Origin of the sequence: Halopenitus malekzadehii (genome assembly GCF_900108505.1) — an archaeon.
GTDB classification, from domain to species: Archaea; Halobacteriota; Halobacteria; order Halobacteriales; family Haloferacaceae; genus Halopenitus; species Halopenitus malekzadehii.
The window spans coordinates 664,629-688,827 of record NZ_FNWU01000001.1 but is presented as its reverse complement, the minus strand read 5'-3'; the positions used below and the strand labels follow the sequence as shown (position 1 = coordinate 688,827).

Here is a 24,199-nt window from a genome sequence, read left to right as displayed (position 1 = left end):
CTCAGGCGGTCTCGAAGGGATTCGCGAGCTCGATCGTCTCCTCGCGTCCGGGACCGACGCCGACGGCGTAGATCGGCGCGTCGACTGCATCACTCACGTACTCGAGATACGTCCGCGTCTCCTCGGGCAGGGCATCGAGGCCGGTATCGGCACCTTCGGCGGCGACGGTCGACCAGTCGACGTCCGGCCACGGATCGAACTCGCGGAAGACCGGCTCACACCGGCCCCACTCCTCGGTGGTTGCAGGCATCGACTCGAGGCGCTCGCCGTCGAGCTCATAGGCGTCACACACCGTCAGCTCATCGAGGCCCGAGAGAACGTCGACGTGGTTGACCGCGATCCCGGTGAATCCGGAGACACGCGCGGCGTGACGAAGCATCGGCAGGTCGAGCCAGCCGATGCGGCGCGGCCGACCGGTGACGGTGCCGAACTCGCCGCCCCGTTCGCGAATGTGGTCGGCCAGTTCCTCCTCCCTGTCGGTACCGTCGAGCTCGGTCGGCAGCGGACCGGTTCCGACCCGCGAGAGGTAGGCTTTGACGATGCCGACGACCTCACCCTGACCGACGACGGTCGGGCCGACTCCGGAGCCGACTGCGGCGCCGCCCGCGGTGGGGTTCGAGGAGGTGACGTAGGGGTAGATGCCGTGGTCGATGTCGATCGACGTTCCCTGGGCACCCTCGAACATGATCCGGTCGCCCGCCTGGCGAGCCTCGTGGAGGAACTGCGAGCAGTTGATCGCCATCCCGTCCGTGGCGAGGCGGTCACCGTAATCGGCGTACTCCTCGAGGAGGGCGTCGACGTCGAAGGCGTCGGCGTGGTCGCTGGCGGCCACGTCGAGGCCGTAGACCTCCTCGGCGAGCGCCCGCTTTTGCGGGACGACGTACTCGAGCCGATCCCGGAGGACCTCGGCATCGAGCAGGTCGCCGATCCGGATCCCGCGCCGGCCGGCCTTGTCCTCGTAGGTCGGGCCGATCCCCCGGCCGGTCGTCCCGGCGTCGAGGTCGGAGTCGGATTTGACCTCCTCCTCGATGCCGTCGAGCACGCGGTGATACGGCAGGATGGCGTGGGCGCGCTTGGCGACGCGCACGTCGGGGTCGAGTCCCCGGTCGCGAAGGCCGTCGATCTCCTCGAAAAGCGTTCGCGGGTTCACGACGCAACCGTTCCCGAGGACGCCGATCTTGTCGCGAACGGCACCGCTTGGGACCAACGATAGCTTGTACTCGTCGCCGCCCTCGACGACGGTGTGGCCGGCGTTGTCGCCGCCCTGATAACGGACGATGACGTCCGCGTCCCCTCCCCACCGGTCGACGAGGGCGCCCTTGCCCTCGTCTCCCAGCTGGGAGCCGACGATGGTGACTGTCATACACCCGCCCTTCTACAGGCCGTACTAAACCGATTACGGTCCGTCCGTCGCGGGGAGTACTCGACGCCACACCAACCCGACCGGAGACTGCAACTCCCCGAACGGATCACCCCAGTGCGATCATCTATACGGGTGGGTACCCAATACCGGAGACGCATGACGCAACTCGGGATCGACGCCGACTGGAGCGCGATGTACATCGACGGCGAGTGGACCGAGGCGGCCGAGGGGGAGACGATCGCCGTCGAGGATCCCTCGACGCGTGAGACGGTCGCCCACGTCCCGCGCGGGACCGAGGCGGACGTCGACACCGCCTACGAGGCCGCCGCAGCGGCCCAGGAGGAGTGGGCTGCCACGGCGCCGGCACGCCGGGAGGAGGCGCTGCAGTCCCTGCTGGGCGCGCTGGAGGAACACCACGAGGCGATCGTCGACCTGCTCGCCGCCGAGGCCGGCGGATCGCGGGCGATGGGAGAAACGTCGGTCCATCTCGCGACCGATCAGGCCGCCGAAGCCGCGACGCTGCCGCGCCGGATGAAGGGAGAACACGCCGCCTCGAACGTTCCGGGCAAGGAAAACGTGGTCGAGCGGATTCCGGCCGGAACCGTCACCGTCATCTCGCCGTGGAACTTCCCGTTGAACCTCTCGATGCGGGCGGTCGCGCCGGCGCTCGCGGCCGGGAACACGGTCGTCCTCAAGCCCTCGACGAACACGCCGATCGTGGGCGGGCTGCTGTTCGCGAAACTGCTTGAGGCAGCCGACCTCCCGGACGGCGTCCTCAACGTGGTCACCGGGCGCGGCTCGGAGATCGGTGACCGCGTGGCGAGCCACCCCGTCAGCGACGTGGTCGCGTTCACGGGATCGACGCCGGTCGGCCGGCAGGTGGCGGCCCAGGCCGCCGAGAACCTCGCGACGCCGGCGATGGAGTTAGGCGGGAACAACGCCCACATCGTCACCGACGAGGCGGACCTCGACCGGGCGATCGACGCCGCCGTCTTCGGGTCGTTCGTCCACCAGGGACAGGTGTGTATCTCCATCAACCGCCACCTCGTCCACGAGGCCGTCTACGACGAATACGTCGACCGACTCGTCGAGCGTGCCGAGTCGATCCCGGCCGGCACCGCCCACGACCCCGAAACGATCGTCGGCCCGATCATCGACGAGTCACAGCGCGAGGAGATGCTCGAGTACGTCGAGGAGACGGTTGCAGCCGGCGCGACCCTCGAGACCGGCGGCGAGACGGTTCCGCTTGACGGCGTCGACGACTCACTCGTGGTCGCCCCCACCGTGCTCTCGGACGTCACGAACGACATGTCGGCCGCCTGTTTCGAGCACTTCGGCCCGATCGCGCCCGTGATCCCGTTCTCGGACGTCGACGAGGCGGTGGCGCTCGCCAACGACACCGAGTACGGCCTGTCGGGGTCGGTTCACGCCGGCGACGTCGGGACCGGGCGCGCCATCGCCGACCGGCTCGAGACCGGGATGGTTCACGTCGGCGACCAGCCCATCAACGACGAGGCCCACGTCCCCTTCAGCGGCACCAAGGCCTCCGGAATGGGTGGCTACAACGCCGAGGAGTTCCTCCACGAGGTCACCGAGACGAAGTGGATCTCACTGCAACACGAGCCGCGGGAGTACCCCTTCTAGGAATCCGTTCTCGGAATCCATACCGGGAGCCCGTTCTCGGAATCCATACCGGGAGCCCGTTCTTGGAACCCGTTCCGGGAGCCCGTTCTAGCTCCCGGTGTCGTACTTGTACGTCGCCGTGTCGGGGTCGATGCCGAAGTCCTCGGGCGACTCCTCGTGGTCTCCATCCGTCTCCCCCTCGGCGATGGCGTTCTTGAACGCCTCGCGATCACCCGCGGGGAGGTCGAAGGCGTCGACGTCGATCCGGAGGCCGACCACCGCTTCGTCGACGACCGACCGTTTCTCCGAGAGCCGCTCGCGCAGCCGGTCGGGGAGGTCGGCGTCATCGATCGGTTCGAAGCCGAAGCGCTCGAGGTAGCCGGGCTCGTCGGTGAGCGAGTAGACGGCCTCGAACCCCTCCGCGGCGGCCGTCTCGACGAGCCGCTCGATGACGTGTGCACCGACCCCCTGGCCCCGCCAGGGCTCGAGGACGCCGATGCCGGTTAGCTCACACAACTCGGGGTCGTCCTTGTGGATCCGGAGCCGTCCGAACCCGACGCGCTCGTTCGCCTCCTCGTCGACCGCGATGACGTAATCCCGCGAGCGAAACGACATATCGTCGAGACCCATCGCCTCGATGTGGTCGAGCAACCACGCTTCGTCCCGGTTTTTGGCATCACGGACGTACATACTCGCGGCTAAGAACCCCCACGGTGAAAACCGTTCCCCGCCGATGGCACGAAACTACTTACCGGATCGATCACAAGACCCACGGAATGGATCCCCTCGATGACTGCGCGGAGATCGCCTACCGCCCGGATCCGGAAACCGCCGCGAAGACGAACGTCCGGGCGTTCATGCGCGAGTACGGGATCGACGATTACGACGAGCTGATCGACCGAACTTGTTACGGGATCGACGGCGTCGAGGAGTCCGGCGTGGAGTGGTTCTGGGACGAGATCGTCGACTATCTCGGGATCGAGTTCGACGAGCCCTACGACGCGGTTCGTGACGATACCGACGGCCCGCAGTTCTCCGACTGGTACGTCGGCGGCGAGCTGAACGTTGCACACAACGTCTGTGACCGCCACGCCACGCCCGATGCACCGAACCGAAACCGCGTCGCGGTCGTCTGGGAGGGCGAGCCCGGCGACGTCCGCGAGCTGACCTACCACGAACTCGCCCGCGAAAGCGATCGGGTGGCAGCCTACCTGGAGTCGGTCGGAACCGATCCCGGCGACACGGTCGGGCTGTATATGCCGATGGTTCCCGAGGTCGTTTCGATCCTCTACGGCTGTTTCAAGGTTGGCGCGATCGCCGTCCCGATCTTCTCCGGGTTCGGGACCGAGGCCACCGCGACGCGGATCGCCGACGCGGAACCGGCGGTCCTGTTCACCGCCGATGGCTTCCACCGCCGCGGCTCGTCGGTGACGCTCAAGGACACCGCGGACGCGGCGATCGAGGCGGCCGGACACGTCGAACACGTCGTGGTGTACGACCGGCTCGGGCGGACGCCGGATACAGAGACGCCGAATGAGGGGGCTCCGGACGCGGGGGCGCTGGACACGGTCCCCTGGACGGACGGACGCGACGAGACCTGGGCGGCGGCGATCGACTCACAGCCGGTCGGCCACGGGGCCGAACCGCTCCCCGCCGATCACGAGTCGCTGCTGTTGTACTCCTCGGGAACCACCGGCGAGCCGAAGGGGATCGTTCACACCCACGCCGGCGTCCTTCTCCAGTGCAGCAAGGAGATCCACTTCGGGTTCGACCATCGACCGAGCGACCGGTTCTTCTGGGTCTCGGACATCGGCTGGATGATGGGACCGTGGATGCTGATCGGCAACCACGCCTTCGGCGGCACGGTCGTCCTCTATGAGGGCGCCCCTGACTACCCGGACCCCGACCGATTCTGGGAGCTGATCGAGACGCACGGCGTGACGACCTTCGGAGTCTCCCCGACGGCGATCCGGGCGTTGCGAGAACACGGCGACGACTGGGTCAACCGACACGACCTCTCGAGCCTGCGGCTGCTCGGAGCAACCGGAGAGCCGTGGGATCCGGAGTCCTGGCGCTGGTTCCACGAGACGGTGGGGAACGGCGAGTGTCCGATCATTAATATCTCCGGCGGGACCGAGATCTGCGGCTGTTTCCTGATGCCGATGCCCGACCAGCCGCTGAAACCGTGCACGCTTGGTGGACCCGGTCTCGGGATGTGCGTGGACGTCGTCGACGAGACCGGCGAGTCCGTTCGGGAGGCCGGCGAGCGGGGCTACCTGGTCGCGCGCGACTCCTGTCCCTCGATGACCAAGAGCCTCTGGTCGGGCGACGATCGATACCTCGCGGAGTATTGGTCACGGTGGGAGGACCTGTGGAACCACGGCGATTTCGCACAGGTCGACGCGGACGGGTTCTGGTTCCTCCACGGTCGCGCCGACGACACGTTGAACGTCGCGGGCCGGACGGTCGGCCCCGCCGAGATCGAAGGCGTCCTGGTCGAGCATCCCGCGGTGACACAGGCGGCCGCGATCGGCGTTCCCGACGAGACGACGGGGACCGCGGTCGTCTGCTACGTCATCCTCGATCCCGACGCGGAACCGACCGACGCGCTCCGCTCCGAGCTGCGGGCGCTGGTCGGCGAGCAGCACGGCAAGCCCTTCCGACCGCGTGCGATCCGATTCGTGCCCGAATTCCCCGAGACGCAGTCGGGGAAGGTCGTTCGCCGCGCCATCGCGGCAGCCCACCGCGGGGAGGACCCGGGCGATCGCTCGTCGATCGAGAATCCCGAGGCGATCGTGCGGATCCGCGAGCTGCAGTGAGTCACCGCTTGCCACGGTGGGCGATGGACGATGGGCAGCGGGAGCCGGGAGGCGGAACCGAAAGGCGGGGTCGAGAGACTGAACCAAGAGACGGAACCGGGAGAGGGAACCAGGCGACGGAGCCGGGAGACGAGCACGTCCCCGGACGGTCAGATCCGAACGTCGTCAGGGCGGATCGCGTTCGGGTCGTCGCCGTCGGCGGTTACGACCAGGTCCTCCGGGGCGACCGCGGACTCGGCATCCGGACGCGACAACACCGTCACTCCGCCGCCACACAGCGGCGCGAGCACGCCGGCCACGACCGCACCCGGGTGCGCGAGCGAAGCTTGGAGGACGACCCGACGGCCGGGGGCGAGATCGTATCGGTCAGCGACGCCGACCGCGGCGTCGATCGCGTCGCCGTGAGTGATGGGATAGCCGCCGGGCGAGCACAGCAGCGGATCCGCCGGCTCGATCGTCGGCGACGGGAACGCCGGATTCTCGCTCCAGACGGTTTCCTCCCAGTGGGTGACGGTGGGGTCTGCCGGATCCTCCCCGACGGCGACCACGCGCGTTCCCGGCCCCGCGTCCGCCGTGACGTCCGGAACGTCGGCGGCTGGAACGACGATCGCTTGCGCGCCGGACGCGAGGCTCGCGTCCACGTCGAACCTGACGCGAGCGCCCAGGAGGCCGGCGCCGAGGAACGCGAGAACGAACGGCAGGTCCGGAACCGGCGCGGTTCCGACCGCGGCACCCCGCCGGACGCCCTCGTGACGGAGCGCGTTACCGGCCTTGTACGCGTTCGTGATCAGGTCGTGGCGGCTGCGCTCCCGACCGTCGGGCGTCACGAGTGCGGGGTCGTCGCTTCGTCGATCACGGGCGAGCGGGTCCGCGAGAGTCTCCATACGTCGACTCCGGCCGAGAGGCTCAAAAACGTCCCTCTCGAGCGGTGCGAACGGGGGGTTGGGACGGGCGGTTGAGACGAGCGACACGAACGAGCGGTGCGGACAAGCGGGGAGCGCGGTGCGGACAAGCGGGGAGCGCGGTGCGGACGATCGGCGTCAGGGTGCGGACGTTCGGTATCGGGGTGGTGTCAGAAGGATCGCTTCAGCTTCTCGAAGAAGCCCTGCTCGACGTCGATCTCCTCGCCGCCGGCCTCGGCGAACGCCTCGAGCGCCTCACGCTGCTCGTCGTTGAGCGAGTCGGGGACGACGACCTGCGCCTGGACGTAGAGGTCGCCGCGACCTCGACCGCGCAGTCGGGGCATTCCCTTGCCGGAGAGCCGGAACGTCTCGCCGCTTTGGGTTCCGGCCGGCACGTCCATCTCGACGGTGCCGTCGACGGCCTCGATCTGCACCGTGTCGCCGAAAACGGCCTGCGGGAACGAGACCGCCTCGTGGACGTGGAGGTCGGCGCCGTCGCGTTCGAACCGGTCGCCGACGTCGACGTCGACCTCGATGAGGAGATCGCCGTTCGGCCCGCCGTTCTCGCCGGGCGCGCCCTCGCCCTCCATCCGGAGGCTCTGTCCCGACCGGATCCCCGCGGGGATCTCGACCGACAGCGTCGCCTCGTTGCGGACAACCCCGTCGCCGCCGCAGTCCGAACATCGCTCGCTGTAGGTCTCGCCGGTTCCCTCACACCGGGGACAGGTGGTCGTCTGCTGGACGCGCCCGAGCGGCGTCTGTTGTACCTGGGTCACCTGTCCCTGGCCGCTGCACTGTCGACACGTCGAGACGTCCGCGTCCGGGGGATGGCCGGCGCCGTCACAGGTGTCACACGTCTCGGGGCGGGTGACGGTGAACTGCTTGGTGACGCCCTCGAAGGCCTCCTCCAGATCGATCGTCACGCCCGTCCGGAGGTCCTGGCCCTGCCGCGGGCGATTCGGATCGCCGCCGCGACCGCGGCCGCCACCGCCGAAGAACTGGTTGAAGATGTCCTCGAAGCCGCCCGCGCCGCCGGCACCGCCGCCGAAGGGGCCGCCCGCACCCCCGCCCGCGCCACCGGCACCGGATCCGGTCGCACCGCGCTTTTCGGCCTCGACGAACCGATCGTGACCGAGCTGGTCGTACTGGCGGCGCGTCTCCTCGTCGGTGAGGACCTCCTTGGCCTTCTTGATCGTCTTGAACTTCTCCTCGGCGTCGTCGTGGTCGCTGACGTCGGGATGGTATTCGGCCGCCTTCTTTCGATACGCCTGTTTGATGTCGTCGGCGTCGGCGTCCCGTGAGACCCCGAGTACGTCGTAGAAGTCCTCGCTCATACGTGGTGTGGTAGTCTTGTGGCGTCGTAATTCGTCGGGCTACTTGAAAAGCGTGACCCAGGACGCGGCACAACGATACCGAAAGCATCGATCCGCCCTGTGTCGTCGGTTCAGCCGGCAGCGCCGGCGTGTGCCGGTCGCCGAGGACGACTACTCGTCGTCCTCGCTCTCATCCCCGTCCACGTCCTCGAAGTCGGCGTCGACGTACTCGTCGTCGCCGGGCTCGGCAGCACCGTTGCCGGCCGCGCCGCCGGGACCGGCCGCACCGCCCATCCCGCCGGGGCCAGCGCCGCCCATTCCGCCGGGACCGGCTCCCGCGGCGCCGGCGCCGCCGGCAGCTCCGGCCTGAGCCGCCTGCTCCTGGTACATCTGCTTGCCGATCTCCTGGAGCTGCTCGGCGAGGTCCTCGGTGACCGACTCGATCGCGTCGATATCGGCGTCCTCGTCCTCGAGGACCTCCTCGACGTCCGCCATCGCGTCCTCGATGTCGGCGATCACGTCGTCGTCGACCTCCTCCTCGTTCTCGTCGATGAGGGTCTCCGCGCGCTGAACCGTCGACTCGGCCTCGTTGCGGGCCTCGATCAGCTCGCGGCGCTGCTCGTCCTCCTCGGCGTGCTGTTCGGCCTCCTCCTGCATCTGCTCGATCTCCTCGTCCGAGAGGCCGGCGCCGCCCTCGATGGTGATCGACTCGGCGTTGCCCGAGCCCTGGTCCTCGGCCTCGACGTTGACGATCCCGTTCTCGTCGATGTTGAACGAGACCTCGATCTGCGGCGTTCCGGCCGGCGCCGGCGGGATGCCGGTGAGCTGGAAGGCGCCCAGCAGCTCGTTCTCCTCGGCGATCTCTCGTTCGCCCTGGAAGACGCGGACGTTGACGGAGGTCTGGTTGTCCGCGGCGGTCGTGAAGACCTTCGAGGCCTCCGTCGGGATCGTCGTGTTCTTCTCGATGAGCCGCTCGAAGAGGCCGCCCTTCACCTCGATGCCCAGCGAAAGGGGCGTCACGTCGAGCAGGACGATGTCGTCGACGTCACCCGAGAGCACGCCGCCCTGAACGGCCGCGCCCAGCGCGACGGCCTCGTCGGGGTTGACGTTCTTCTTCGGCTCCTGACCGACGAGCTCCTCGACCTTCTCCTGGACCTGCGGCATCCGGGTGGATCCGCCGACGAGGATGACCTCGTCGATGTCGTCCTTCGCGTAGCCCGCGTCCTCAAGCGCCTGCTCGGTCGGTCCGACGGTTCGCCCGAGGAGGTCACCGGTCAGCGACTCGAAGGTGGCCCGCGTGATCGACTGCTCGAGGTGGACCGGGCCGGAGTCAGTCGCCGTGATGAACGGCAGATTGACCGTCGTCTCCTTCTTGTTCGACAGCTCGATCTTCGCCTCCTCGGCGGCTTCGGTGAGCCGCTGGAGGGCCTGCCGGTCCTCGCGGAGGTCGATGCCGTGGTCGTTCTGGAACTCCTCGGCGAGGTGGTCGATGATCGCCTCGTCCCAGTCGTCGCCGCCGAGGTCGTTGTCTCCGTTGGTCGCGACGACCTCGTAGACGCCGCCGCCCAGGTCGAGGATGGAGACGTCGAAGGTGCCGCCGCCCAGGTCGTAGACGAGGACGGTCTGGTCGGACTCGTCGTCGAGGCCGTAGGCCATCGCGGCCGCCGTGGGCTCGTTGACGATCCGGTCGACCTCGAAGCCGGCGATCTCGCCGGCGTCCTTGGTCGCCTGTCGCTGCTTGTCGTTGAAGTAGGCCGGGACGGTGATGACCGCCTTTTCGACGTCGTCGCCGAGGTACTCCTCGGCGTCGCGCTTGATCTTCTGGAGGATCATCGCCGAGACCTGCTCGGGCGTGTATTCCTCGCCCTCTATCTCGACGGTGTAGTCCTCCTCGCCCATGTGCCGCTTGATGGACTGGATCGTTCGGTCGGGGTTCTGAATCGCCTGGTTCTTGGCGGGTTTGCCGACCAGCCGCTCGCCGTCGTCGGAAAACGCGACGATCGACGGCGTCGTCCGGTCGCCTTCGGCGTTCGCGATGATCTCCGGGTCGCCACCCTCCATCACCGCGAACGCTGAGTTCGTGGTACCGAGGTCGATACCGAGGATCTTGTTGCTCGCCATCTTGGGAGGAAATACCGGCTTGCGTCGGTTAAAGGTTACTAGACGGGACCGATCGGCGGTTCAAACGAACCCGTCGCAGTCGTGCGGTTTCGTCGATCGGCGTGTTCCCGTGTTCGGTGTATTTATACAGATCCACATTTCAACCGACGCTCACGCTCGTGGGCAGGCGTCGCGCGCTTCGTGTCACTCCCGACCGTGGCCGAGCGGCTTCTTCCGGTCGACCTCGACCTCGACGTGGACGGAGTCGGGGAACTCGCGACCGACCATCTCGCGGGCGATGTCGTCGGCGCCGTGGATCTCCAGTTTGCGCGCGTACACCGTGTACTCCCACGGTGAGAACTGGTCGCCCGGACGGAGCTGTTTATAGAGCTGGACGCGGGTTCGTTCGGGCGAAAAGGCGTGGGGACCCTTACACTCTACGCCCTTGCGTTCGATCGTCCGGTGGAGATCGTCGACGGTCTCCTCGAGGACGCGCCGATCACCGGATTCGAACGAGAGTTTGGTGACGAAGGTCATCGCTGGGGGATACCGATCGTGGGGCGCCGACGGGTAAAAACGCACCTACATCCGGTTTCCGGAGGGAACGGGAACACGTCACAAACGGATCGCCCGGCGGAAACGAGACGAAAACTCAACACGGAACGTGGACGACGAATCACACAAGTGGATGACGAACCACACAATGTGGACGACGAACCACACGGAACGGAACGACGTGATGCGGGTGTCGCGTCCGACACCCTCTTTAGCGGCGACCAAGTAGAACGCCGCAATGACGGTCGAAGCGACGAGTGCTGGAGCCATCCTCTTCCGCGATACCCGCGGCCACCGGGAGTATTTACTCCTGAAGAGCCGTCCGGGGGACTGGGAGTTCCCCAAAGGCGGGGTCGAGGGGGACGAGGAGCTCCAGCAAACGGCGATCAGGGAGGTCGAGGAGGAGGCGGGGATCGCGGATTTCCGCCTCATCGACGGCTTCCGCAGGGAGTACGACTACGTCTTCGAGGCGAACGGCGAGACCATCCACAAGACGGTCCACCTGTTCATCGCGCGCTCGTTCGAGGCGAGCGCCGAGCTCTCGAAGGAACACCGCGACCTGCAGTGGCGCGATTACGACCAGGCGATCAACACGATCACCCAGGACGGCCCCCGCGAGATCTTCGAGGAGGCCCACGAGTACCTCGACGAGATCAAAGCCGAGGACGACGACCGGTATCACTAACCACCGGCGGGCCCACACCTTATAGACCGGTACCGCTACCACGGTACTGCGGTACCACGGTACCGCTACCTCGGACCGCACCGTTACTCCGGTCCGAGCGACGTCGTCGACGGCGATCGACCCGGCACGGCGAGGCCGTCCGGAACGTTCGGCGTCCCGCCCGCGTAAGCCCTACACTGGACGAGACCGCCGATCAACACGACGAATACGCCGATGATTCAACACACACCGACCCCGCCCTGGCCGATCAGACATCGGTGGGGAGACAATGACTGACGAGAACCGTTCCCAGACCACCGGGGAGACTCACGACTCCAACGAGGAGGAACGGCAGGACTCGACCGATGACCGACGACGGCCGGACCGGACCGACGGGACACGGAGGCAGGGCCCCACCGACGAGACACGAGACCTCCTCGCCTCGTTGTTTCGCGATACGCGACGCAACGCGACGATCGGCTGGGTGCTCGTCCTCCTCGTCGGACTCGTCTTCATCGAGAGCCTCGTCGGGCTCGATCTCCAATGGCTCATCGTCTCGGCGGTCACCGCAGTCGTGATGGCGATCCCGGCGGTGGCTCGACGTGACTGGCGCGTGATGTTGCCTTGGGAGCTGCTCGTGGTCGCTGCGCTCCCGCTCGTGGGACGAGCGCTCGCACCGAGCCTCGAGATCGGGACCTTCGCCACCTATCTCGCGATCGCGGCGCTCGCGTTGCTCGTCGTCGTCGAGCTCGACATGTTCACGCCGATGCGGGTGACCCACTGGTTCGCGGTCGCGCTGGTCGTCGTCGCGACGCTTGCGGCGGCGGCGCTGTGGACGATCGCCCGCTGGGGGATGGACCGAACGATGGGGACGGCCTACCTCGCCGACAACGAGGCGTTGATGATCGAGTTCCTCTGGGTAACGATCGCCGGCGTCGCCGCAGGCCTCCTGTTCGACCTGTACTTCCGCCGGCGCGACCGCGCGCTCACGCGACGGCTCGAACGGGAACTCGGGGATGCATCGACCTCCGGAACCAGTGACGACGAGGGAGGGGCGTCCCGATGATCCGCCGGCTTCGGGCGGCGCTCCCGAGCGCGACCAAACACGGTCTCGCGCGGACGATGCAGGGCCTGCTCGTGGTCCTCATCGGCTACGGCCTGTGGATCGGCCAGCCGAAGGCCGTGACGAACGGCAGCGCTGCGCTGGCGATCACGTTCGCGCCCGCGATCATCCAACGGAACTACCGCGTGGCGATCGACCCGTTCCTCGCGCTCTGGTTGACGACGGGCGTGTTCCTCCACACGCTCGGGTCGGCCGGCCTCTACGCCTCCCTCGGGTGGTGGGACCACATCACCCACGCCACGTCGGCGTCCGTCGTCGCCGCGATCGGCTACGTCGCCGTCCGGGCGGTCGACACCCACCACGAGGAGATCCACCTCCCGCGGCGGTTCTTCGTCGTCTTCCTCGTGGCGTTCGTGCTCGCGTTCGGCGTCGTCTGGGAGCTGTTCGAGTTCGGCCTCGACGTCTTTTCGGCCCGAACCGGCATCTCGATGCCGCTCGCCCAACACGGCCTCGAGGACACCGTCAAGGACCTGGTGTTCAACTCGATCGGCGCGTTGATCGTCGGTATCTGGGGACAGGCGTACCTCTCGGGTGTCGGCGAGCGCGTGGTCGAGCGCCTCCCGGCCGATGACTGAGGGATCGGCGAACGGGGCGGTCGCGAGCCTGCACACGACCCTCCGCACACCACTCTCCGCACACGGGTGGGAGACCGGCGCACGCACGCCGATAACCGCCAGGCTTTATCCGACCGGGTCTGTACCGGCGGCATGGACCTGCTGGAGCAGTCACTCCTCGACGCCCCGATCATCGAGAAAGGTGACTACGAGTACTTCGTCCACCCGATAAGCGACGGGGTTCCGATGTTGAAACCCGAGCTGCTTCGGGAGATCGTCATCCGGATCATCCGGAAGGCCGAACTCGAGAACGTCGACAAGATCGTCACCCCGGCCGCGATGGGGATCCACATCTCGACGGCGCTGTCGCTGATGACCGACATCCCGCTCGTCGTCATCCGGAAGCGGAAGTACGGCCTGGAGGGCGAGGTCCCGCTGTTTCAGGAGACCGGCTACTCCGAGTCCGAGATGTTCATCAACGACGTCGAGCCCGGCGACCGCGTGCTCGTGATCGACGACGTCCTCTCGACGGGCGGCACGATGAAGGCGATCCTCGACGCGCTCACCAACGACATCGGGGCGGACGTCGTCGACGTCGTCGCGGTCATCAAGAAGGCCGGCGAGACCGAACTCGAGGACACGGACTACACCGTCCGGACACTCATCAACGTCACCGTCGAGGACGGCGAGGTCGTCATCGTCGACGCCCACGGCGACGGGTGAGGTGACTCCGGGGACGCCGAGCCTGGACCAATCGCCCACCCGAGGATCCAGGCGACGGTCCGCCTGTGGATGTTGACTCCGCGCTCACTCCACACGCCGAACGCCGGTGATCTCGAACCGGGCGCCGCCGGAATCCGACTCGACCGCGCGAACGGTCCAGCCGTGTGCCTCCGCGATCTCCGAGACGATGGCGAGGCCGAAGCCGGTTCCCTCAGGATCGCTCGTGTAGCCGTACTCGAAGACCTCCTCGCGTTTCTCGGGCGGGATCCCCGGCCCGTCGTCGGCGACGTAAAATCCCGCCCCGTCCGCAAGCAAGCCGACGGTGATGGTCACGTCCTCCCCGCCGTGTTCGATCGAATTTCGGAAGAGGTTCTCGAGCAGCTGTTGGAGCCGGTCGGCGTCGGCGTCGATCGTGGCGTCGGCATCCACCTCGAGCGTCGCCGGTTCCGCATCGATCACGCTCCAGGCCTCCTCACACACCGTCCCGAGCCGGACGGACTCGGTTTCGCCGATCGGCTGTCCCTGCCGGGCGAGCGTGAGGACGTCGGCGATCAGTTCCTCCATCCGGTCGAGCGCGTTCGTGGCAGCCTCGAGATGCTCGTCATCGCCGGTCTCCACGGCGAGATCGACGCGTCCCTGGGCGACGTTGAGCGGGTTGCGAAGGTCGTGGGAGACGACGCTTGCGAACCGGTCGAGACGCTCGTTCTGCCGCTCGAGCTCCATCCGGTAGCGTTCGCGGTCGGTGACGTCGGCTATCGTGAGCAGCCGGCCGAGGTGACGCGACCCGGCGGTAAAGGGCCCCACGGAGATCCGGTAATACAGGGTTTCGCCGTCCCGGTCGATCCGACAGATGTCGTCGTCGGAGTCGATCGCGGCGGCGAGTTCGGGAAGCGCCTCGGCGAGCGGCTCGCCGATAACGGCGCGGTCGGCGATCTCCGGGAGGTATCGCCGCGCGCTGACGTTGTAATCGCGGACCCGATCCTCGTCATCGAGGACGATCACGGGGTCGTCGGTCTCGTGGGCGATACGCGTCGCCTGGAACTGGTCGAAGAAGATGAACAGCACGCCGACCGCGAAGACGGCGACGCCGAGGGGCTCGTAGGTCATATCGATCAGCCCGGGGTTCAGGTAGCCGACGATGTCGAGCACCAGCGGAAGCCCGGTGATGCCGACGAGCACCGCAAGCGGGGTGGTGTCGGCGCCGACCTGCGTGAACTGTTCGACGAGCATAAAGATCCCCACGGTCGCGAGCGCGTAGGCGAGCCCCATCGCGATCCAGTGGCCGATGAGGTGTTGGACGCCGAGGTGGGGGAACGGCGTCGCGCTCGCCTCGGCGACGAAATACATCTCGTGTATCGGATTGGTGAACTTCACCGCGAGGACGACCACGAAGATGCCGATCGCGGTGCGGCGGTAGATCGGCTGTCGGTGGATCGTTCGTCCGGTGTAGGCCGAACAGAAGTAGAGCCACGCGCCGATCGTCGAAAAGCCGGCCACCAGACCGGCGACGTAGAGGACGAGCGCGATCGTTCCGGGCGGGGCAAGCAGGAACCCGACGTGAGCGGTCGCCCAGAGGCCGCTCAGGACCAGCAGCGAGACCAAGCCGGCGCGAACGTCGGGGTCGTCGAACGTCCGTGCCCGGGGCACGCTCACGAAACACGCGACCGCAGCCGCGGCGAACGCGAGCACGTAGACCGCCAGCAGCGTCGACCCCGACCCGAACGACTGAACGAGTACGACCGATCCGGACGATCGAGCGAACAGAACCGATCCGGGCGACTGAGCGAGCACGATCCGACCTAACGGCGGGGATCGCTAAAGGTGTTTATCCGTTTCCGCCGTCGATCCGGTAGGCGGGCTCCTCGAGACGCTCACAGCGACACTCCGGACACCGGGAGGGTCGCGACAGCAGCGTCTCGAACCGATCGAACCCGCACTCCGGACAGGTCGGCGGTGCCGCGAGGAACTGCTCGTCGGACTCGACCGACTCCGCGACGTGTTCGAGATGCTCGTAGACGACGGGCACCGGCACGGCGAACTCCTCGGCAAGCCCGCTTGCGGTGGCCGCGCCGTCGCGAAGTCGATCGGCGATCCGCTGGCGCGTGGTGCGGTCGTCGTCGTCGGGGACGGACATACGCGGGGGTACGTCGCTTCCGGGATAAATACGTCCCGGCGCACCGAGTTGTGGCGGTTTCCCCGGCGCGGCCGAGGGGTCGCCACGAGACGAAAAGAATGATACGACCCCCTCGCGTCTGGGCGAGTATATGAAGGCGGTTGTCCTCGCCGGCGGGTACGCGACGCGGCTGTGGCCGATCACGAAGGATCGTCCGAAGATGTTCCTCCCGATCGGCGACCACACGGTCATCGACGAGATCTTCGCGGATCTCGAGGCCGACGACCGGATCGACGAGGTGTTCGTCTCCACGAACGAGCGCTTCGCCGGGGAGTTCGAGACGTACCTGGCGGAGGCCGACTTCGACAAGCCCACGCTGTCCATCGAGGACACGACCGACGAGTCCGAGAAGTTCGGCGTCGTCGGCGCGCTCGCCCAGCTCGTCGACCGGGAGGGCGTCGACGACGACCTGATCGTCGTCGCCGGCGACAACCTCATCAGCTTCGACATCGCCGACTTCGTCGACTTCTTCGCGGAGACCGGCGAGCCGGCACTTGCCGCCTACGACGTCGGCTCCCGCGAGAAGGCGAAGTCCTACGGCCTCGTCGATCTCGACGGGGATCGCGTCGTCGACTTCCAGGAGAAGCCCGACGACCCCAAGAGCACGCTCGTCTCCATCGCCTGTTACGCGTTCCCCGCCGACCGGCTCGGGGACCTGTCGACCTATCTCGAGGCGGGCGAGAACCCCGACGAGCCCGGCTGGTTCATCCAGTGGCTCCAACAGCGCCGGACGGTGCGGGCGTTCACCTTCGACGGCGCCTGGTTCGACATCGGGACGCCCGAGAGCTACCTCGACGCCATCGAGTGGTCACTCGACGGCGGCACGATCGTCCACGAGGACGCGACGGTGACCGACTCGCGGCTCGGTGAGACCGTCCACGTGATGGCGGACGCGACCGTCGAGGACGCGACGCTCGACCGGGCCGTCGTCTTTCCGAACGCGAGCGTCCGCAACGCGGAGATCCGCGGGTCGATCATCGACCGCGGCACGACGATCGAGAACTTCGACCTCTCGGGCGCGCTCATCGGCGCCCACACCTCGATCACCGATGGCGGACAGTTCTAGACGGCGGTCGGCGCCAGATCTCGGTCGACGGGCAGTTCTCAGTCGGCGCCAGTTCTAGCGACGACCGGCGGCTCGGTCCCGCTGACGGGTCCGACGATCACTCAAGCCACGCGTCCGACGATCACTCAAGCCACGTTTTTTTTCCGATGCGCAGGTGGCCGCGTGACCCCTCCCAGACCGGTTCGGCGTCGAACCGGATCGGGCGGTCCATCTCCGGGCCGTCGGTGACGATCGTCTCGAACTCGCCGCCCTCGCCGAGGACGTGGACGCCGTACTTCTGAGTGAGCGCCTGCAGCTCCGCGAGGGCGTCGTGATCCAGCGTTCGGCCGAGCCAGGATTCATCGAGGCCGTAAGCAGCCACCTGAACGATCCGGATCTCGAAGCCGGCGTCGATCATCGCCTCGGCGAGCGCGACCGGGTCGCGCTGCCACAACGGCGCGAACAAGCCGATCCCCAGCCGGTCACACATCGCCTCGATCCGGCTCGTCTGGAACTCGCTTTCGACGGCACCGGCGGTGACGCCGGCCAGGTCGATCGGGCCGTGCCGGCGAGCCAGGGCGTCGGTGGGGTCGACGGTCGTCTCGGTGTCCGGTCCGCGCTGGAGACTCGCGAGGGCGGCCTCGAGCGGTTCGAGTTCGGCGTCGCCCTGTGCGCCGGACTCCTCGGCTCCGGCGGCGTCGAAGTCGTCCGGTTCGATCTCGAGGAGGTCGATGCCGATGCTCTCGGCGGCGAGGCTGGCGAGCCCCGTCGCCGGCGTGTGGTACATATACGAATCCCCCGTCGGATGGACGGTCAGGAGGGCGGCAACGTCGAGGTCCGCCTCGAGGGCGCGATGGAGGGCCCACGCGGAGTCCTTGCCGCCCGAAAAGAGGCTCACCCACTCGTCGGTCATACTTGAGACGGCGAGCCCCGCGGATAAAGCGGCAGCGGTCCGGGTGTGAGGACTGCAGGGTGGAGGCGGATGACTGCAGGGTGGAGGCGGATGGCTACAGGGTGGAGGCGGATGACTGCAGGGTGGTGGACGGGGGAAACGGCGATCCGGGTGTGGGTCGGATGTGGTCGGGGACCGGTCGGGACGTTGATGAGTGCGGGCGTGCAACTCGGTATCGAGATGTACGATCGCGTACTCGTTCCCACGGACGGCACCGAGACGGTCGAGCAGACGCTCCCGCACGCGCTGTCGATCGCGGCCGATAACGACGCCACGGTACACGCCCTCTACGTCGTCGACAATCGCCTCGTGACGGCGGCCGAGGGCGACGCCACGGACGACCTCCGGGACTCGCTGGAGGCGGACGGCGAGGCCGCCGTCGCGGACGTCGCCGACCGGGCCGCCGCCGAGGGGCTCGAGACGGTCGAGGCGGTCCGAACGGGGACGCCCTGGAAGGAGGTCCTCGCGTACGCCGACGAGGCGGACTGCGACCTGATCGTCATCGGCGCCCACGGGAAGACGCCCAAGGAGAAGATCGTCTCGCTCGGCAGCGTCTCCGAGCGCGTGGTCGACAACGCCTCGATCCCCGTCTTCGTCGTGCGACGCGGCCGATCCGAGTAGCTCCACATCGGGGCGGCTCGCGTCGAGTGGTTCTGGGTCAGAGGAGGGTCGCTCATCCGAGAGGACGAACGCGGCACCGGCCGCGACGGCTGCGAAGACGAACAGGACCGCGCTCGTGGGGAATACCTCGTACCGAGCGAGATCACTCCTCGTCGACGTCGGCCGCGGCTCGTTGCGCGCTCAGTTTTTCCCAGATCTCCGTACAGCCGGCTCCGTCCTCGACGTCGGCAAGGTGCTCGTCGTCGGCGACGACTTTGTTACTCATATTTCGAGTAACTATCCGTCGTGGTATCAATCTTCGGGTCGGTGACATCGGTTCCGGTATCTCGGATCCGTTCGGGATGAGCGAAATCGGTGCAGGACGAAGGCACGGTACTCGTCGGCGACGTCGACGCAGGAAACTGTGGATTAAAGACGCTTGCGGCGCAGGTCGGCATATGGCCACCGAGCGCGATCCCAGCGATCTGTTGGCGACGCTCGACCGCACCGAGTACGAGGAGCGGGCGCTGGAGCGGTTGCTGGAACTCGGGCGCACGACCGCCCCGGACCTCTCGGAAGCGACGGGGATCCCGAAAGCCCGTATTTACGGCGTGCTCGACGAGCTGGCCGACGCGGGCTACATCAAGGTCATTCCGGGACGACCCAAGCAGTACCAGCCGAAGCCGCCAGCGACGATCCTCGATCGCGCCGTCGAAAACCGCCGGCAGTCGTACGAATCCTACCGTGCTGAGATCGAGTCGGTTCGCGAGGAATTCCTGGAGACGCTCGGGCCCCTCTACGAGCGCGCGAGCGAGGACATCTCCCCGACCGAGGAGCTGTTCCACGTCGTCGACGTCGGCGACCCCAGCGAGGCCGAGACGCGGTCGCTGTATCGGGGCGCGGCCGAGCGCGTCGACGTGCTCACGAAGAGTTTCGAGTATTTGGAGTCGGTCGAGCCGACCGTCGCGGACGCGATCGATCGCGGCCGGGACCTCCGCGTGCTCTTTCTGGACCCATCGCTGTTAAGCGCGGAGAACGCCGCGGTGCAGGAGCGAACGGTGGCGCGCCTCCGCGAGGAGTACCCCGACGTCGCGGTCCGGTTCAGCGCGACGCGGTTGCCCTGGCGCGGAACGATCGCGGACCCGAGTATGGCGTACGACTCCGGTCGCGCCGTGTTGCTCGTCGAGGAGGAGGAGATCCCCCTTCATAAACGGCAGGCCGCGGTCACGGAGAACCCGTCGTTCGTGGCCGGGCTCGAACGGTACTTCCAGCTCACCTGGGAGTACGACACCCTCGCGGCCGACCCGTATTCGTGAATCATCTCGGCGTGTCCCGACTCGTCGTACCTCACCGATACCGCCGGACGTCGAGGTCGCGAACCGCATCGAAGTGGCCGTCTGCCGTGACAAGCGTCGCTCCCGCATCGCGGACCGTTCCTGCGATGATCGTGTCCATCGCCCCTATCGGCGTTCCCGCGTCCCGGAGTTCCGCGTCGATCACGGCGGCCTCGGCCGCGCCGCCGGGCGAGAGTTCCAGCGGTTCGACCCAGTCGAGGTCCGAACGGGCGTCCGCCACCCCCGATCGCCCGCGCAGCCGCGCGGCGCCGACGAACACCTCGTGCAGCGCGATCGTGGATGCGAACAGAGGACGGCGATCGGTCTCCTCGAGAAACGTGGCGATCTTCGGCTCCCCCTCGAGATAGTCGATCAACGCGTTAGCGCCTAAACAGTGCATTCTGTCGGTCCTTGAAGTCCTCGTCCAACTCGTCACTCGCGTCGTCGACCGCGTCCCGGAGTCCCGCCCCCTTCCAGGCCCCGAACCCCTTCATCACGTCACGTTCATCTCCCGTCACCCGCAGGAGGACGTCGGTGAAGCTCTCGTCATCCCGCTTCATCTCCCGCAACCGCTCGTAGGCCTCCTCGGTCACGGTGATCGTTTTCGTCGCCATACCCGATATCGTGTACACGTACACGTAAATGTATATGGTGAAACGACGGACCGGGACGTCGTTCGTAACTCGTCTCAGACGTCGAGCTCGTCCGCGCGTTCGCGGAGCAGTCGACGGATCGAGTCCTCGACGGTGTGTTCGGGTGCCCACCCGAGATCGGTCCGGGCGGCGTCGATGTTGACGTCGAAGGCGTCGACGAGCGTCTCCTCGCGGGGGTTCTCAAGCAGCGTCACCTCGGGGTCGACGCCGAGCTCCTCGCGGGCGATCGACGCGGTCAGCTTCGCGACCGACATCACGCTCGGGTCCTCCTCGGAGGCGATCTCGTACTTCCGCACGCCGGTCTCGCCGGCATCGAGCGCCTCGAGGAGTCGCTCCGTGCTCCGGACGTACGCCCGCGCGACGTCGGTGACGTGGACGTAGTTTCGCGCCTGCGTCCCGGGTTCATAGACGGTGAGGGGCTCGCCGGCAAGCACGCGACCGACGAAGAAGTTGATGACCGTCCCCTTCGAGACGCGCCGGCCGTCGATCTCGTGTTCGCCGTAGAGGTTCGACTTGAGGTAGAGGTGGGCCGGGAACGCGCCGTCCGCGAGGTCCTCGATCGCGTGCTCGCCGAGCACCTTCGTGCGCCCGTACCAGTTCATCGGGTCGCGGGCGTCGTCGACGGTGATCGGGAACGACTCGGGGTCGCCGAGCACCGCCATGCTGAACGGAAACACGAGTGCGGCCCCGGTCTTCCGGCAGCACCACGCGACGTTGGTCGTCCCCTGGACGTTCACCTCATAGGCGAGATCGGCGTGGTCCTCGCAGTCGTCGACGCCGCTTATCGCCGCCAGGTGGCAGACGACGTCGGCGCCCGCGAGCGCGTCCTCCAGCCGATCACGGTTCCGGACGTCGACGTGTTCGACCTCGACGTCGCCGATCCGGCGGACGTCGCCGAGGTAGAAGTTGTCGACGGCGACGATCTCCCAGTCGGGGTGTGCCTCCCGAAGCAGGCGCACCACCTTGCTGCCGATGAACCCGGCCGCGCCGGTCACGGCGACGGTCGTCTGACTCGTCATACTCTGGGTCGCGGGACGTGGCGGCAAATAGGCCACGTTTCGGCTACGGGGGTCGTCGAGGGTCGGTCCGGAGAGCGGCGTGAGTCGTCGACGACGTGAGGTGGGTGATACGGCGCCACTCCGTGGCACGATGCCGGATCGATCGGTGTGAACGGCAACGCTGTCCCACCCGATATGCTGGATGCGATCGCGGGGGAGCGACACTACGCCGTCGCGATCGGGGCGTCCTCGCCGAAGCGGTCGGCCAGATCGCGGATGCCCTCCCGGAGGGAGCGCTCCGTCTCGAAGCCGGTCTCCGCGAGGCGGTCGAAGTTCACGTTGTAGGAGGGGCCGGGATGTTCCTCCTCGAGGTAGGTGACGTCGAGATCTCGGTCGAGTTCCTCGCGGACGGCCTCGGCGATCTCCGCGATGCGGTAGTTGGCGGCGTCGTCGCCGACGTTGTAGACGAGGCGGTCCCAGCTCTCGGGGTCGAGGGCGGCGTGTGCGTACGCGCGGGCGGCGTCGGTCACGTGGATGAACGGGCGCCAGTTGCTCCCGTCGCCGTAGACCGTGAGGGGACGGTCGGTGAGCGCGCGGAAGACGAAGTGGTTGACGACGAGGTTGAACCGGACGCCGGGGGCGTAGCCGTAGTTCGTGCTCATCCGGAGGGCCGTGCCCGTCAGGTCGTACTCGTCGATCGCCTCCTCGAGGAGGCCCTCGGCGCGGAGCTTCGTCTCGGCGTAGGGGTTGATCGGGTCGGGATCGACGGTCTCGTTGATGTCCTCGGCGGCCGCCCGCCCGTAGACGTTACACGAGGAGGCGAAGACGACGTTGGAGACGCCCAGCTTGCCGGCGGCCCGGAGGACGTGCTCGGTCGCGTCGTAGTTCACGCGGGCGGTCTCCGCGGGGCGGTCGTGGGTCGAGGCCGCACCCGTGATGGCTGCGAGGTGGATCACGGTGTCGGCCGGGCGCATCGCCGACTCGACGTCGCCGTACTCCGTGACGTCGCCGCGGCGGAACCGGATCGTGTCGTCGGTCGCGAGCCCGCTTGCGAGCAGGTTTCGCGGGGAGGACCCGGAGAGGTCATCGAGGACCGTGACGGTCGCAACGCGGTCGTCCGCGCGCAGACGTGGCACGAGCGCGCTCCCGATGTAGCCGCAGCCGCCGGTGACGAGGACGTGTCGGGGGGCGGTCGTGGTCGTGGTCGTGGTGGTCACCGAGCCTCCACCTCGGGCTCCTGGTCGTCGCCTGTTGTGTCAGTGGCGTCGGCGGCGTCAGTTGCGTCGGCGGCGTCGGCGTCAGCGTCCGTTTCCGCCTCCGCCGCGAGGCGGTCCTCGAGCACGCCGGGGAGGAAGCGGTCCTCGTGGGCGGCGATCGTGTCGGCGTTCTCGAGGAGGGCCTCGATCACGTCGCGAATGCCCGCCTCGAAGGTGACCGACTGGCCGTCGATGAGGTCGAGGTAGCGGTCGTTTTCGATCGCCATCTTGTGCGTCTCGTCCTCGTCGCGGGGGTTCTCGAAGTGTTCGACCTCGGTGCCGAGATCGAACTCGGCGGCGACGTCGGCGATCGTGGTGCCCATTTCGACGATGGAGATCGGGCGGGTGACCTGGTTGTAGACGGCGTGATCGGCGGGCCGATCGTCGGGGTCGCCGAGCGCGAGGCGGGCGAGGCCCTCGACGGCGTCCTCGAGCGCGACGAAGGGCTTGCGCTGTTCGCCCTTTCCGTAGACCGTGATGGGGTAGCCCGCGACCGCCTGGGCGGCAAAGCGGTGGGCGACGACGCCGAAGTAGTAGTCGAAGTCGAACCGGGTGGCGAGCCGGTCGTCCGCCGCGGTCTCGGCGGTTCCGGTCCCGTAGGTGATCGCGGTCCGAACGTCCGAAACAGGGATGTCGAACTGCTCGTGAGCCAGCCGGAGGTTGGCGGCGTCGTGACTCTTAGTGAGGTGGTACCAGCTGCCAGCCATCGCGGGGAAGGGGACGTCGTCGCGCTCGCCGTCGTGTTCCATCGTCGCGCCGCCCTCGGGGATGGGGAACTCGGGGGCGCCGTAGACGCCGGTCGTCGTCGTCTCGATCAGGTGGGTGTCCGAGAGGTCGTTCTCGTGGAGCCCCCACGCGAGGTTGCGCGTGGCCTGCATGTTGTTGTGCTGGGTGAAGTTCGCGCGCTCGCCGTTGATCTGCGAGTAGGGCGCGGAGGGCTGGGCGGCCGTGTGGACGACCGTCTCCGGCTCGTGGACCTGCAGCAGCTCGTCGACGAACGACCGATCGGTCAGGTCGCCCTCGACGAACGAGAGGTTTGCACAGCCGTGAACCTCCTCGGCGGCGTCGAGGCGCTCCGCCATCGACGCGATCGGGATCGCCGACGTCGAGCCGACCTCCGAAACCCACTCCCGGCGCCCGAAGGTGTCGGTCAGCAGGACGCGATCATCGGTCCGTGTCGCGATGCGCAGCGCGGTGGGCCAGCCGATGTAGCCGTCGGCGCCCGTGACGAGGATCGTCATTGGTTACTCAGGAGTTGAGTAACTAGTGGGTAAAAGGTTGTGGAGTCGCCTCCGAGGGAAGACGGCGCGCGATCATCGTCGAGTGCAAGCACACGGAGACGGTCGGACGGCCGATCGTCCAGAAGCCCCGTTCGACGATCGCGACGTTCGACTTCGACGGCGAGGACCTCCGGGAGACCACGCCTCCCGATCTCACGTCGCAAAGCGC

Annotated in this window: 24 protein-coding genes and 1 pseudogene; 10 read left to right on the top strand and 15 right to left on the bottom strand. The window is 67.6% G+C overall.

The genetic code is table 11. The features are described 5' to 3' along the window. Window position 1 precedes the first annotated feature (1 nt). Window positions 2-1,363, bottom strand: a complete 1,362-nt coding sequence (locus BLW38_RS03430; protein WP_092814267.1) for an adenylosuccinate synthase — start codon at window positions 1,361-1,363, stop codon at window positions 2-4. A gap of 156 nt (window positions 1,364-1,519) precedes the next feature. Here BLW38_RS03430 and BLW38_RS03425 point away from each other — a divergent pair, with 156 nt between their 5' ends. Next, window positions 1,520-3,007 carry an aldehyde dehydrogenase family protein gene (locus BLW38_RS03425; RefSeq protein WP_092814264.1) on the top strand — a complete coding sequence of 496 codons (1,488 nt, stop codon included), beginning with the start codon at window positions 1,520-1,522 and terminating at the stop codon, window positions 3,005-3,007. 87 nt (window positions 3,008-3,094) lie between these two features. Here the strand turns inward: BLW38_RS03425 and BLW38_RS03420 are convergent, their stop codons facing one another. After that, a complete protein-coding gene (locus BLW38_RS03420) occupies window positions 3,095-3,676 on the bottom strand; it encodes a GNAT family N-acetyltransferase (protein ID WP_092814261.1) in 582 nt (193 codons plus the stop codon). Between the two features lie 86 nt (window positions 3,677-3,762). On the opposite strand from BLW38_RS03420, the gene BLW38_RS03415 reads away from it, so the two are divergent. Further along, window positions 3,763-5,805: an AMP-binding protein gene (locus BLW38_RS03415; RefSeq protein WP_092814258.1), complete on the top strand. Its 2,043-nt coding sequence runs from the start codon at window positions 3,763-3,765 to the stop codon at window positions 5,803-5,805. A 149-nt stretch (window positions 5,806-5,954) separates the two neighbouring features. Here the strand turns inward: BLW38_RS03415 and BLW38_RS03410 are convergent, their stop codons facing one another. The 4 genes from BLW38_RS03410 to BLW38_RS03395 form a co-directional block, all read right to left on the bottom strand. Beyond that, a complete protein-coding gene (locus tag BLW38_RS03410) occupies window positions 5,955-6,689 on the bottom strand; it encodes a class I adenylate-forming enzyme family protein (RefSeq protein WP_092814255.1) in 735 nt (244 codons plus the stop codon). A gap of 188 nt (window positions 6,690-6,877) precedes the next feature. Next, window positions 6,878-8,041 (bottom strand): molecular chaperone DnaJ, encoded by a 1,164-nt coding sequence (dnaJ, locus tag BLW38_RS03405; RefSeq protein ID WP_092814253.1) that lies wholly within the window; start codon window positions 8,039-8,041, stop codon window positions 6,878-6,880. A 150-nt stretch (window positions 8,042-8,191) separates the two neighbouring features. Beyond that, window positions 8,192-10,141, bottom strand: coding sequence for a molecular chaperone DnaK (dnaK, locus tag BLW38_RS03400; protein ID WP_092814250.1), 1,950 nt, complete (start codon window positions 10,139-10,141; stop codon window positions 8,192-8,194). A 183-nt stretch (window positions 10,142-10,324) separates the two neighbouring features. After that, on the bottom strand, window positions 10,325-10,657 hold the full coding sequence (locus tag BLW38_RS03395; RefSeq protein WP_092814246.1) for an uS10/mL48 family ribosomal protein: 333 nt from the start codon (window positions 10,655-10,657) through the stop codon (window positions 10,325-10,327). A gap of 256 nt (window positions 10,658-10,913) precedes the next feature. Here BLW38_RS03395 and BLW38_RS03390 point away from each other — a divergent pair, with 256 nt between their 5' ends. The 4 genes from BLW38_RS03390 to hpt all read left to right on the top strand — a co-directional run bounded on the left by BLW38_RS03390 (window position 10,914) and on the right by hpt (window position 13,739). Beyond that, the gene (locus BLW38_RS03390) at window positions 10,914-11,360 is read left to right on the top strand and encodes a bis(5'-nucleosyl)-tetraphosphatase (RefSeq protein ID WP_092814243.1); all 447 of its coding nucleotides are present in this window, start codon (window positions 10,914-10,916) and stop codon (window positions 11,358-11,360) included. Between the two features lie 268 nt (window positions 11,361-11,628). Further along, a complete protein-coding gene (locus tag BLW38_RS03385) occupies window positions 11,629-12,405 on the top strand; it encodes a hypothetical protein (RefSeq protein WP_245710037.1) in 777 nt (258 codons plus the stop codon). Continuing rightward, window positions 12,402-13,037, top strand: a complete 636-nt coding sequence (locus BLW38_RS03380; RefSeq protein WP_092814240.1) for a hypothetical protein — start codon at window positions 12,402-12,404, stop codon at window positions 13,035-13,037. The genes BLW38_RS03385 and BLW38_RS03380 overlap by 4 nt, the downstream gene beginning before the upstream one ends. A gap of 132 nt (window positions 13,038-13,169) precedes the next feature. Next, complete coding sequence (gene hpt / locus BLW38_RS03375) at window positions 13,170-13,739, top strand: hypoxanthine/guanine phosphoribosyltransferase (protein WP_092814237.1); 570 nt, start codon at window positions 13,170-13,172, stop codon at window positions 13,737-13,739. Window positions 13,740-13,823: 84 nt separating this feature from the next. On the opposite strand, the gene BLW38_RS03370 is transcribed toward hpt, so the two are convergent. Together BLW38_RS03370 and BLW38_RS03365 are read right to left on the bottom strand one after the other, a co-directional pair. Further along, window positions 13,824-15,530: a sensor histidine kinase gene (locus BLW38_RS03370; RefSeq protein WP_245710036.1), complete on the bottom strand. Its 1,707-nt coding sequence runs from the start codon at window positions 15,528-15,530 to the stop codon at window positions 13,824-13,826. Window positions 15,531-15,564: 34 nt separating this feature from the next. Next, complete coding sequence (locus BLW38_RS03365; protein WP_092814234.1) at window positions 15,565-15,873, bottom strand: transcriptional regulator; 309 nt, start codon at window positions 15,871-15,873, stop codon at window positions 15,565-15,567. A gap of 130 nt (window positions 15,874-16,003) precedes the next feature. Here BLW38_RS03365 and BLW38_RS03360 point away from each other — a divergent pair, with 130 nt between their 5' ends. After that, the gene (locus BLW38_RS03360) at window positions 16,004-16,978 is read left to right on the top strand and encodes a sugar phosphate nucleotidyltransferase (RefSeq protein WP_092814231.1); all 975 of its coding nucleotides are present in this window, start codon (window positions 16,004-16,006) and stop codon (window positions 16,976-16,978) included. A gap of 121 nt (window positions 16,979-17,099) precedes the next feature. Here BLW38_RS03360 and BLW38_RS03355 read toward each other — a convergent pair whose 3' ends face one another. After that, a complete protein-coding gene (locus tag BLW38_RS03355; protein WP_092814228.1) occupies window positions 17,100-17,870 on the bottom strand; it encodes a diphthine--ammonia ligase in 771 nt (256 codons plus the stop codon). A 219-nt stretch (window positions 17,871-18,089) separates the two neighbouring features. Between BLW38_RS03355 and BLW38_RS03350 the strand changes: the two genes are divergently transcribed. After that, a complete protein-coding gene (locus BLW38_RS03350) occupies window positions 18,090-18,530 on the top strand; it encodes a universal stress protein (RefSeq protein ID WP_092815596.1) in 441 nt (146 codons plus the stop codon). Window positions 18,531-18,672: 142 nt separating this feature from the next. Here the strand turns inward: BLW38_RS03350 and BLW38_RS16645 are convergent, their stop codons facing one another. Continuing rightward, entirely contained in the window at window positions 18,673-18,795 is a 123-nt protein-coding gene (locus BLW38_RS16645; protein ID WP_281241159.1) for a hypothetical protein, read from the bottom strand. A 172-nt stretch (window positions 18,796-18,967) separates the two neighbouring features. On the opposite strand from BLW38_RS16645, the gene BLW38_RS03345 reads away from it, so the two are divergent. Continuing rightward, complete coding sequence (locus tag BLW38_RS03345) at window positions 18,968-19,825, top strand: TrmB family transcriptional regulator (protein ID WP_092814225.1); 858 nt, start codon at window positions 18,968-18,970, stop codon at window positions 19,823-19,825. Between the two features lie 31 nt (window positions 19,826-19,856). On the opposite strand, the gene BLW38_RS03340 is transcribed toward BLW38_RS03345, so the two are convergent. The 5 genes from BLW38_RS03340 to BLW38_RS03320 all read right to left on the bottom strand — a co-directional run bounded on the left by BLW38_RS03340 (window position 19,857) and on the right by BLW38_RS03320 (window position 23,991). Next, entirely contained in the window at window positions 19,857-20,243 is a 387-nt protein-coding gene (locus tag BLW38_RS03340) for a PIN domain-containing protein (RefSeq protein WP_092814221.1), read from the bottom strand. Next, the gene (locus BLW38_RS03335) at window positions 20,224-20,457 is read right to left on the bottom strand and encodes an antitoxin VapB family protein (protein WP_092814218.1); all 234 of its coding nucleotides are present in this window, start codon (window positions 20,455-20,457) and stop codon (window positions 20,224-20,226) included. Before BLW38_RS03335 ends, BLW38_RS03340 begins: the two co-directional genes overlap by 20 nt. Before the next feature lie 74 nt (window positions 20,458-20,531). Further along, entirely contained in the window at window positions 20,532-21,515 is a 984-nt protein-coding gene (locus BLW38_RS03330; protein WP_092814215.1) for an NAD-dependent epimerase/dehydratase family protein, read from the bottom strand. A gap of 203 nt (window positions 21,516-21,718) precedes the next feature. After that, window positions 21,719-22,711, bottom strand: coding sequence for an NAD-dependent epimerase/dehydratase family protein (locus tag BLW38_RS03325; protein ID WP_092814212.1), 993 nt, complete (start codon window positions 22,709-22,711; stop codon window positions 21,719-21,721). After that, window positions 22,708-23,991 carry an NAD-dependent epimerase/dehydratase family protein gene (locus tag BLW38_RS03320; protein WP_092814209.1) on the bottom strand — a complete coding sequence of 428 codons (1,284 nt, stop codon included), beginning with the start codon at window positions 23,989-23,991 and terminating at the stop codon, window positions 22,708-22,710. Before BLW38_RS03320 ends, BLW38_RS03325 begins: the two co-directional genes overlap by 4 nt. A gap of 53 nt (window positions 23,992-24,044) precedes the next feature. Between BLW38_RS03320 and BLW38_RS16785 the strand changes: the two are divergent. Continuing rightward, window positions 24,045-24,152 (top strand): annotated as a pseudogene (locus tag BLW38_RS16785) (restriction endonuclease); the annotation flags it as partial. Window positions 24,153-24,199: the final 47 nt, after the last annotated feature.

What these genes read in the sequence shown, in the direction of transcription:
- BLW38_RS03430 (WP_092814267.1), bottom strand. Translation starts at nt 1,363, where the DNA reads ATGACAGTCACCATCGTCGGCTCCCAGCTGGGAGACGAGGGCAAGGGC.
- BLW38_RS03425 (WP_092814264.1), top strand. Translation starts at nt 1,520, where the DNA reads ATGACGCAACTCGGGATCGACGCCGACTGGAGCGCGATGTACATCGAC.
- BLW38_RS03420 (WP_092814261.1), bottom strand. Translation starts at nt 3,676, where the DNA reads ATGTACGTCCGTGATGCCAAAAACCGGGACGAAGCGTGGTTGCTCGAC.
- BLW38_RS03415 (WP_092814258.1), top strand. Translation starts at nt 3,763, where the DNA reads ATGGATCCCCTCGATGACTGCGCGGAGATCGCCTACCGCCCGGATCCG.
- BLW38_RS03410 (WP_092814255.1), bottom strand. Translation starts at nt 6,689, where the DNA reads ATGGAGACTCTCGCGGACCCGCTCGCCCGTGATCGACGAAGCGACGAC.
- dnaJ (WP_092814253.1), bottom strand. Translation starts at nt 8,041, where the DNA reads ATGAGCGAGGACTTCTACGACGTACTCGGGGTCTCACGGGACGCCGAC.
- dnaK (WP_092814250.1), bottom strand. Translation starts at nt 10,141, where the DNA reads ATGGCGAGCAACAAGATCCTCGGTATCGACCTCGGTACCACGAACTCA.
- BLW38_RS03395 (WP_092814246.1), bottom strand. Translation starts at nt 10,657, where the DNA reads ATGACCTTCGTCACCAAACTCTCGTTCGAATCCGGTGATCGGCGCGTC.
- BLW38_RS03390 (WP_092814243.1), top strand. Translation starts at nt 10,914, where the DNA reads ATGACGGTCGAAGCGACGAGTGCTGGAGCCATCCTCTTCCGCGATACC.
- BLW38_RS03385 (WP_245710037.1), top strand. Translation starts at nt 11,629, where the DNA reads ATGACTGACGAGAACCGTTCCCAGACCACCGGGGAGACTCACGACTCC.
- BLW38_RS03380 (WP_092814240.1), top strand. Translation starts at nt 12,402, where the DNA reads ATGATCCGCCGGCTTCGGGCGGCGCTCCCGAGCGCGACCAAACACGGT.
- hpt (WP_092814237.1), top strand. Translation starts at nt 13,170, where the DNA reads ATGGACCTGCTGGAGCAGTCACTCCTCGACGCCCCGATCATCGAGAAA.
- BLW38_RS03365 (WP_092814234.1), bottom strand. Translation starts at nt 15,873, where the DNA reads ATGTCCGTCCCCGACGACGACGACCGCACCACGCGCCAGCGGATCGCC.
- BLW38_RS03360 (WP_092814231.1), top strand. Translation starts at nt 16,004, where the DNA reads ATGAAGGCGGTTGTCCTCGCCGGCGGGTACGCGACGCGGCTGTGGCCG.
- BLW38_RS03355 (WP_092814228.1), bottom strand. Translation starts at nt 17,870, where the DNA reads ATGACCGACGAGTGGGTGAGCCTCTTTTCGGGCGGCAAGGACTCCGCG.
- BLW38_RS03350 (WP_092815596.1), top strand. Translation starts at nt 18,090, where the DNA reads ATGTACGATCGCGTACTCGTTCCCACGGACGGCACCGAGACGGTCGAG.
- BLW38_RS16645 (WP_281241159.1), bottom strand. Translation starts at nt 18,795, where the DNA reads ATGAGTAACAAAGTCGTCGCCGACGACGAGCACCTTGCCGACGTCGAG.
- BLW38_RS03345 (WP_092814225.1), top strand. Translation starts at nt 18,968, where the DNA reads ATGGCCACCGAGCGCGATCCCAGCGATCTGTTGGCGACGCTCGACCGC.
- BLW38_RS03340 (WP_092814221.1), bottom strand. Translation starts at nt 20,243, where the DNA reads ATGCACTGTTTAGGCGCTAACGCGTTGATCGACTATCTCGAGGGGGAG.
- BLW38_RS03335 (WP_092814218.1), bottom strand. Translation starts at nt 20,457, where the DNA reads ATGGCGACGAAAACGATCACCGTGACCGAGGAGGCCTACGAGCGGTTG.
- BLW38_RS03330 (WP_092814215.1), bottom strand. Translation starts at nt 21,515, where the DNA reads ATGACGAGTCAGACGACCGTCGCCGTGACCGGCGCGGCCGGGTTCATC.
- BLW38_RS03320 (WP_092814209.1), bottom strand. Translation starts at nt 23,991, where the DNA reads ATGACGATCCTCGTCACGGGCGCCGACGGCTACATCGGCTGGCCCACC.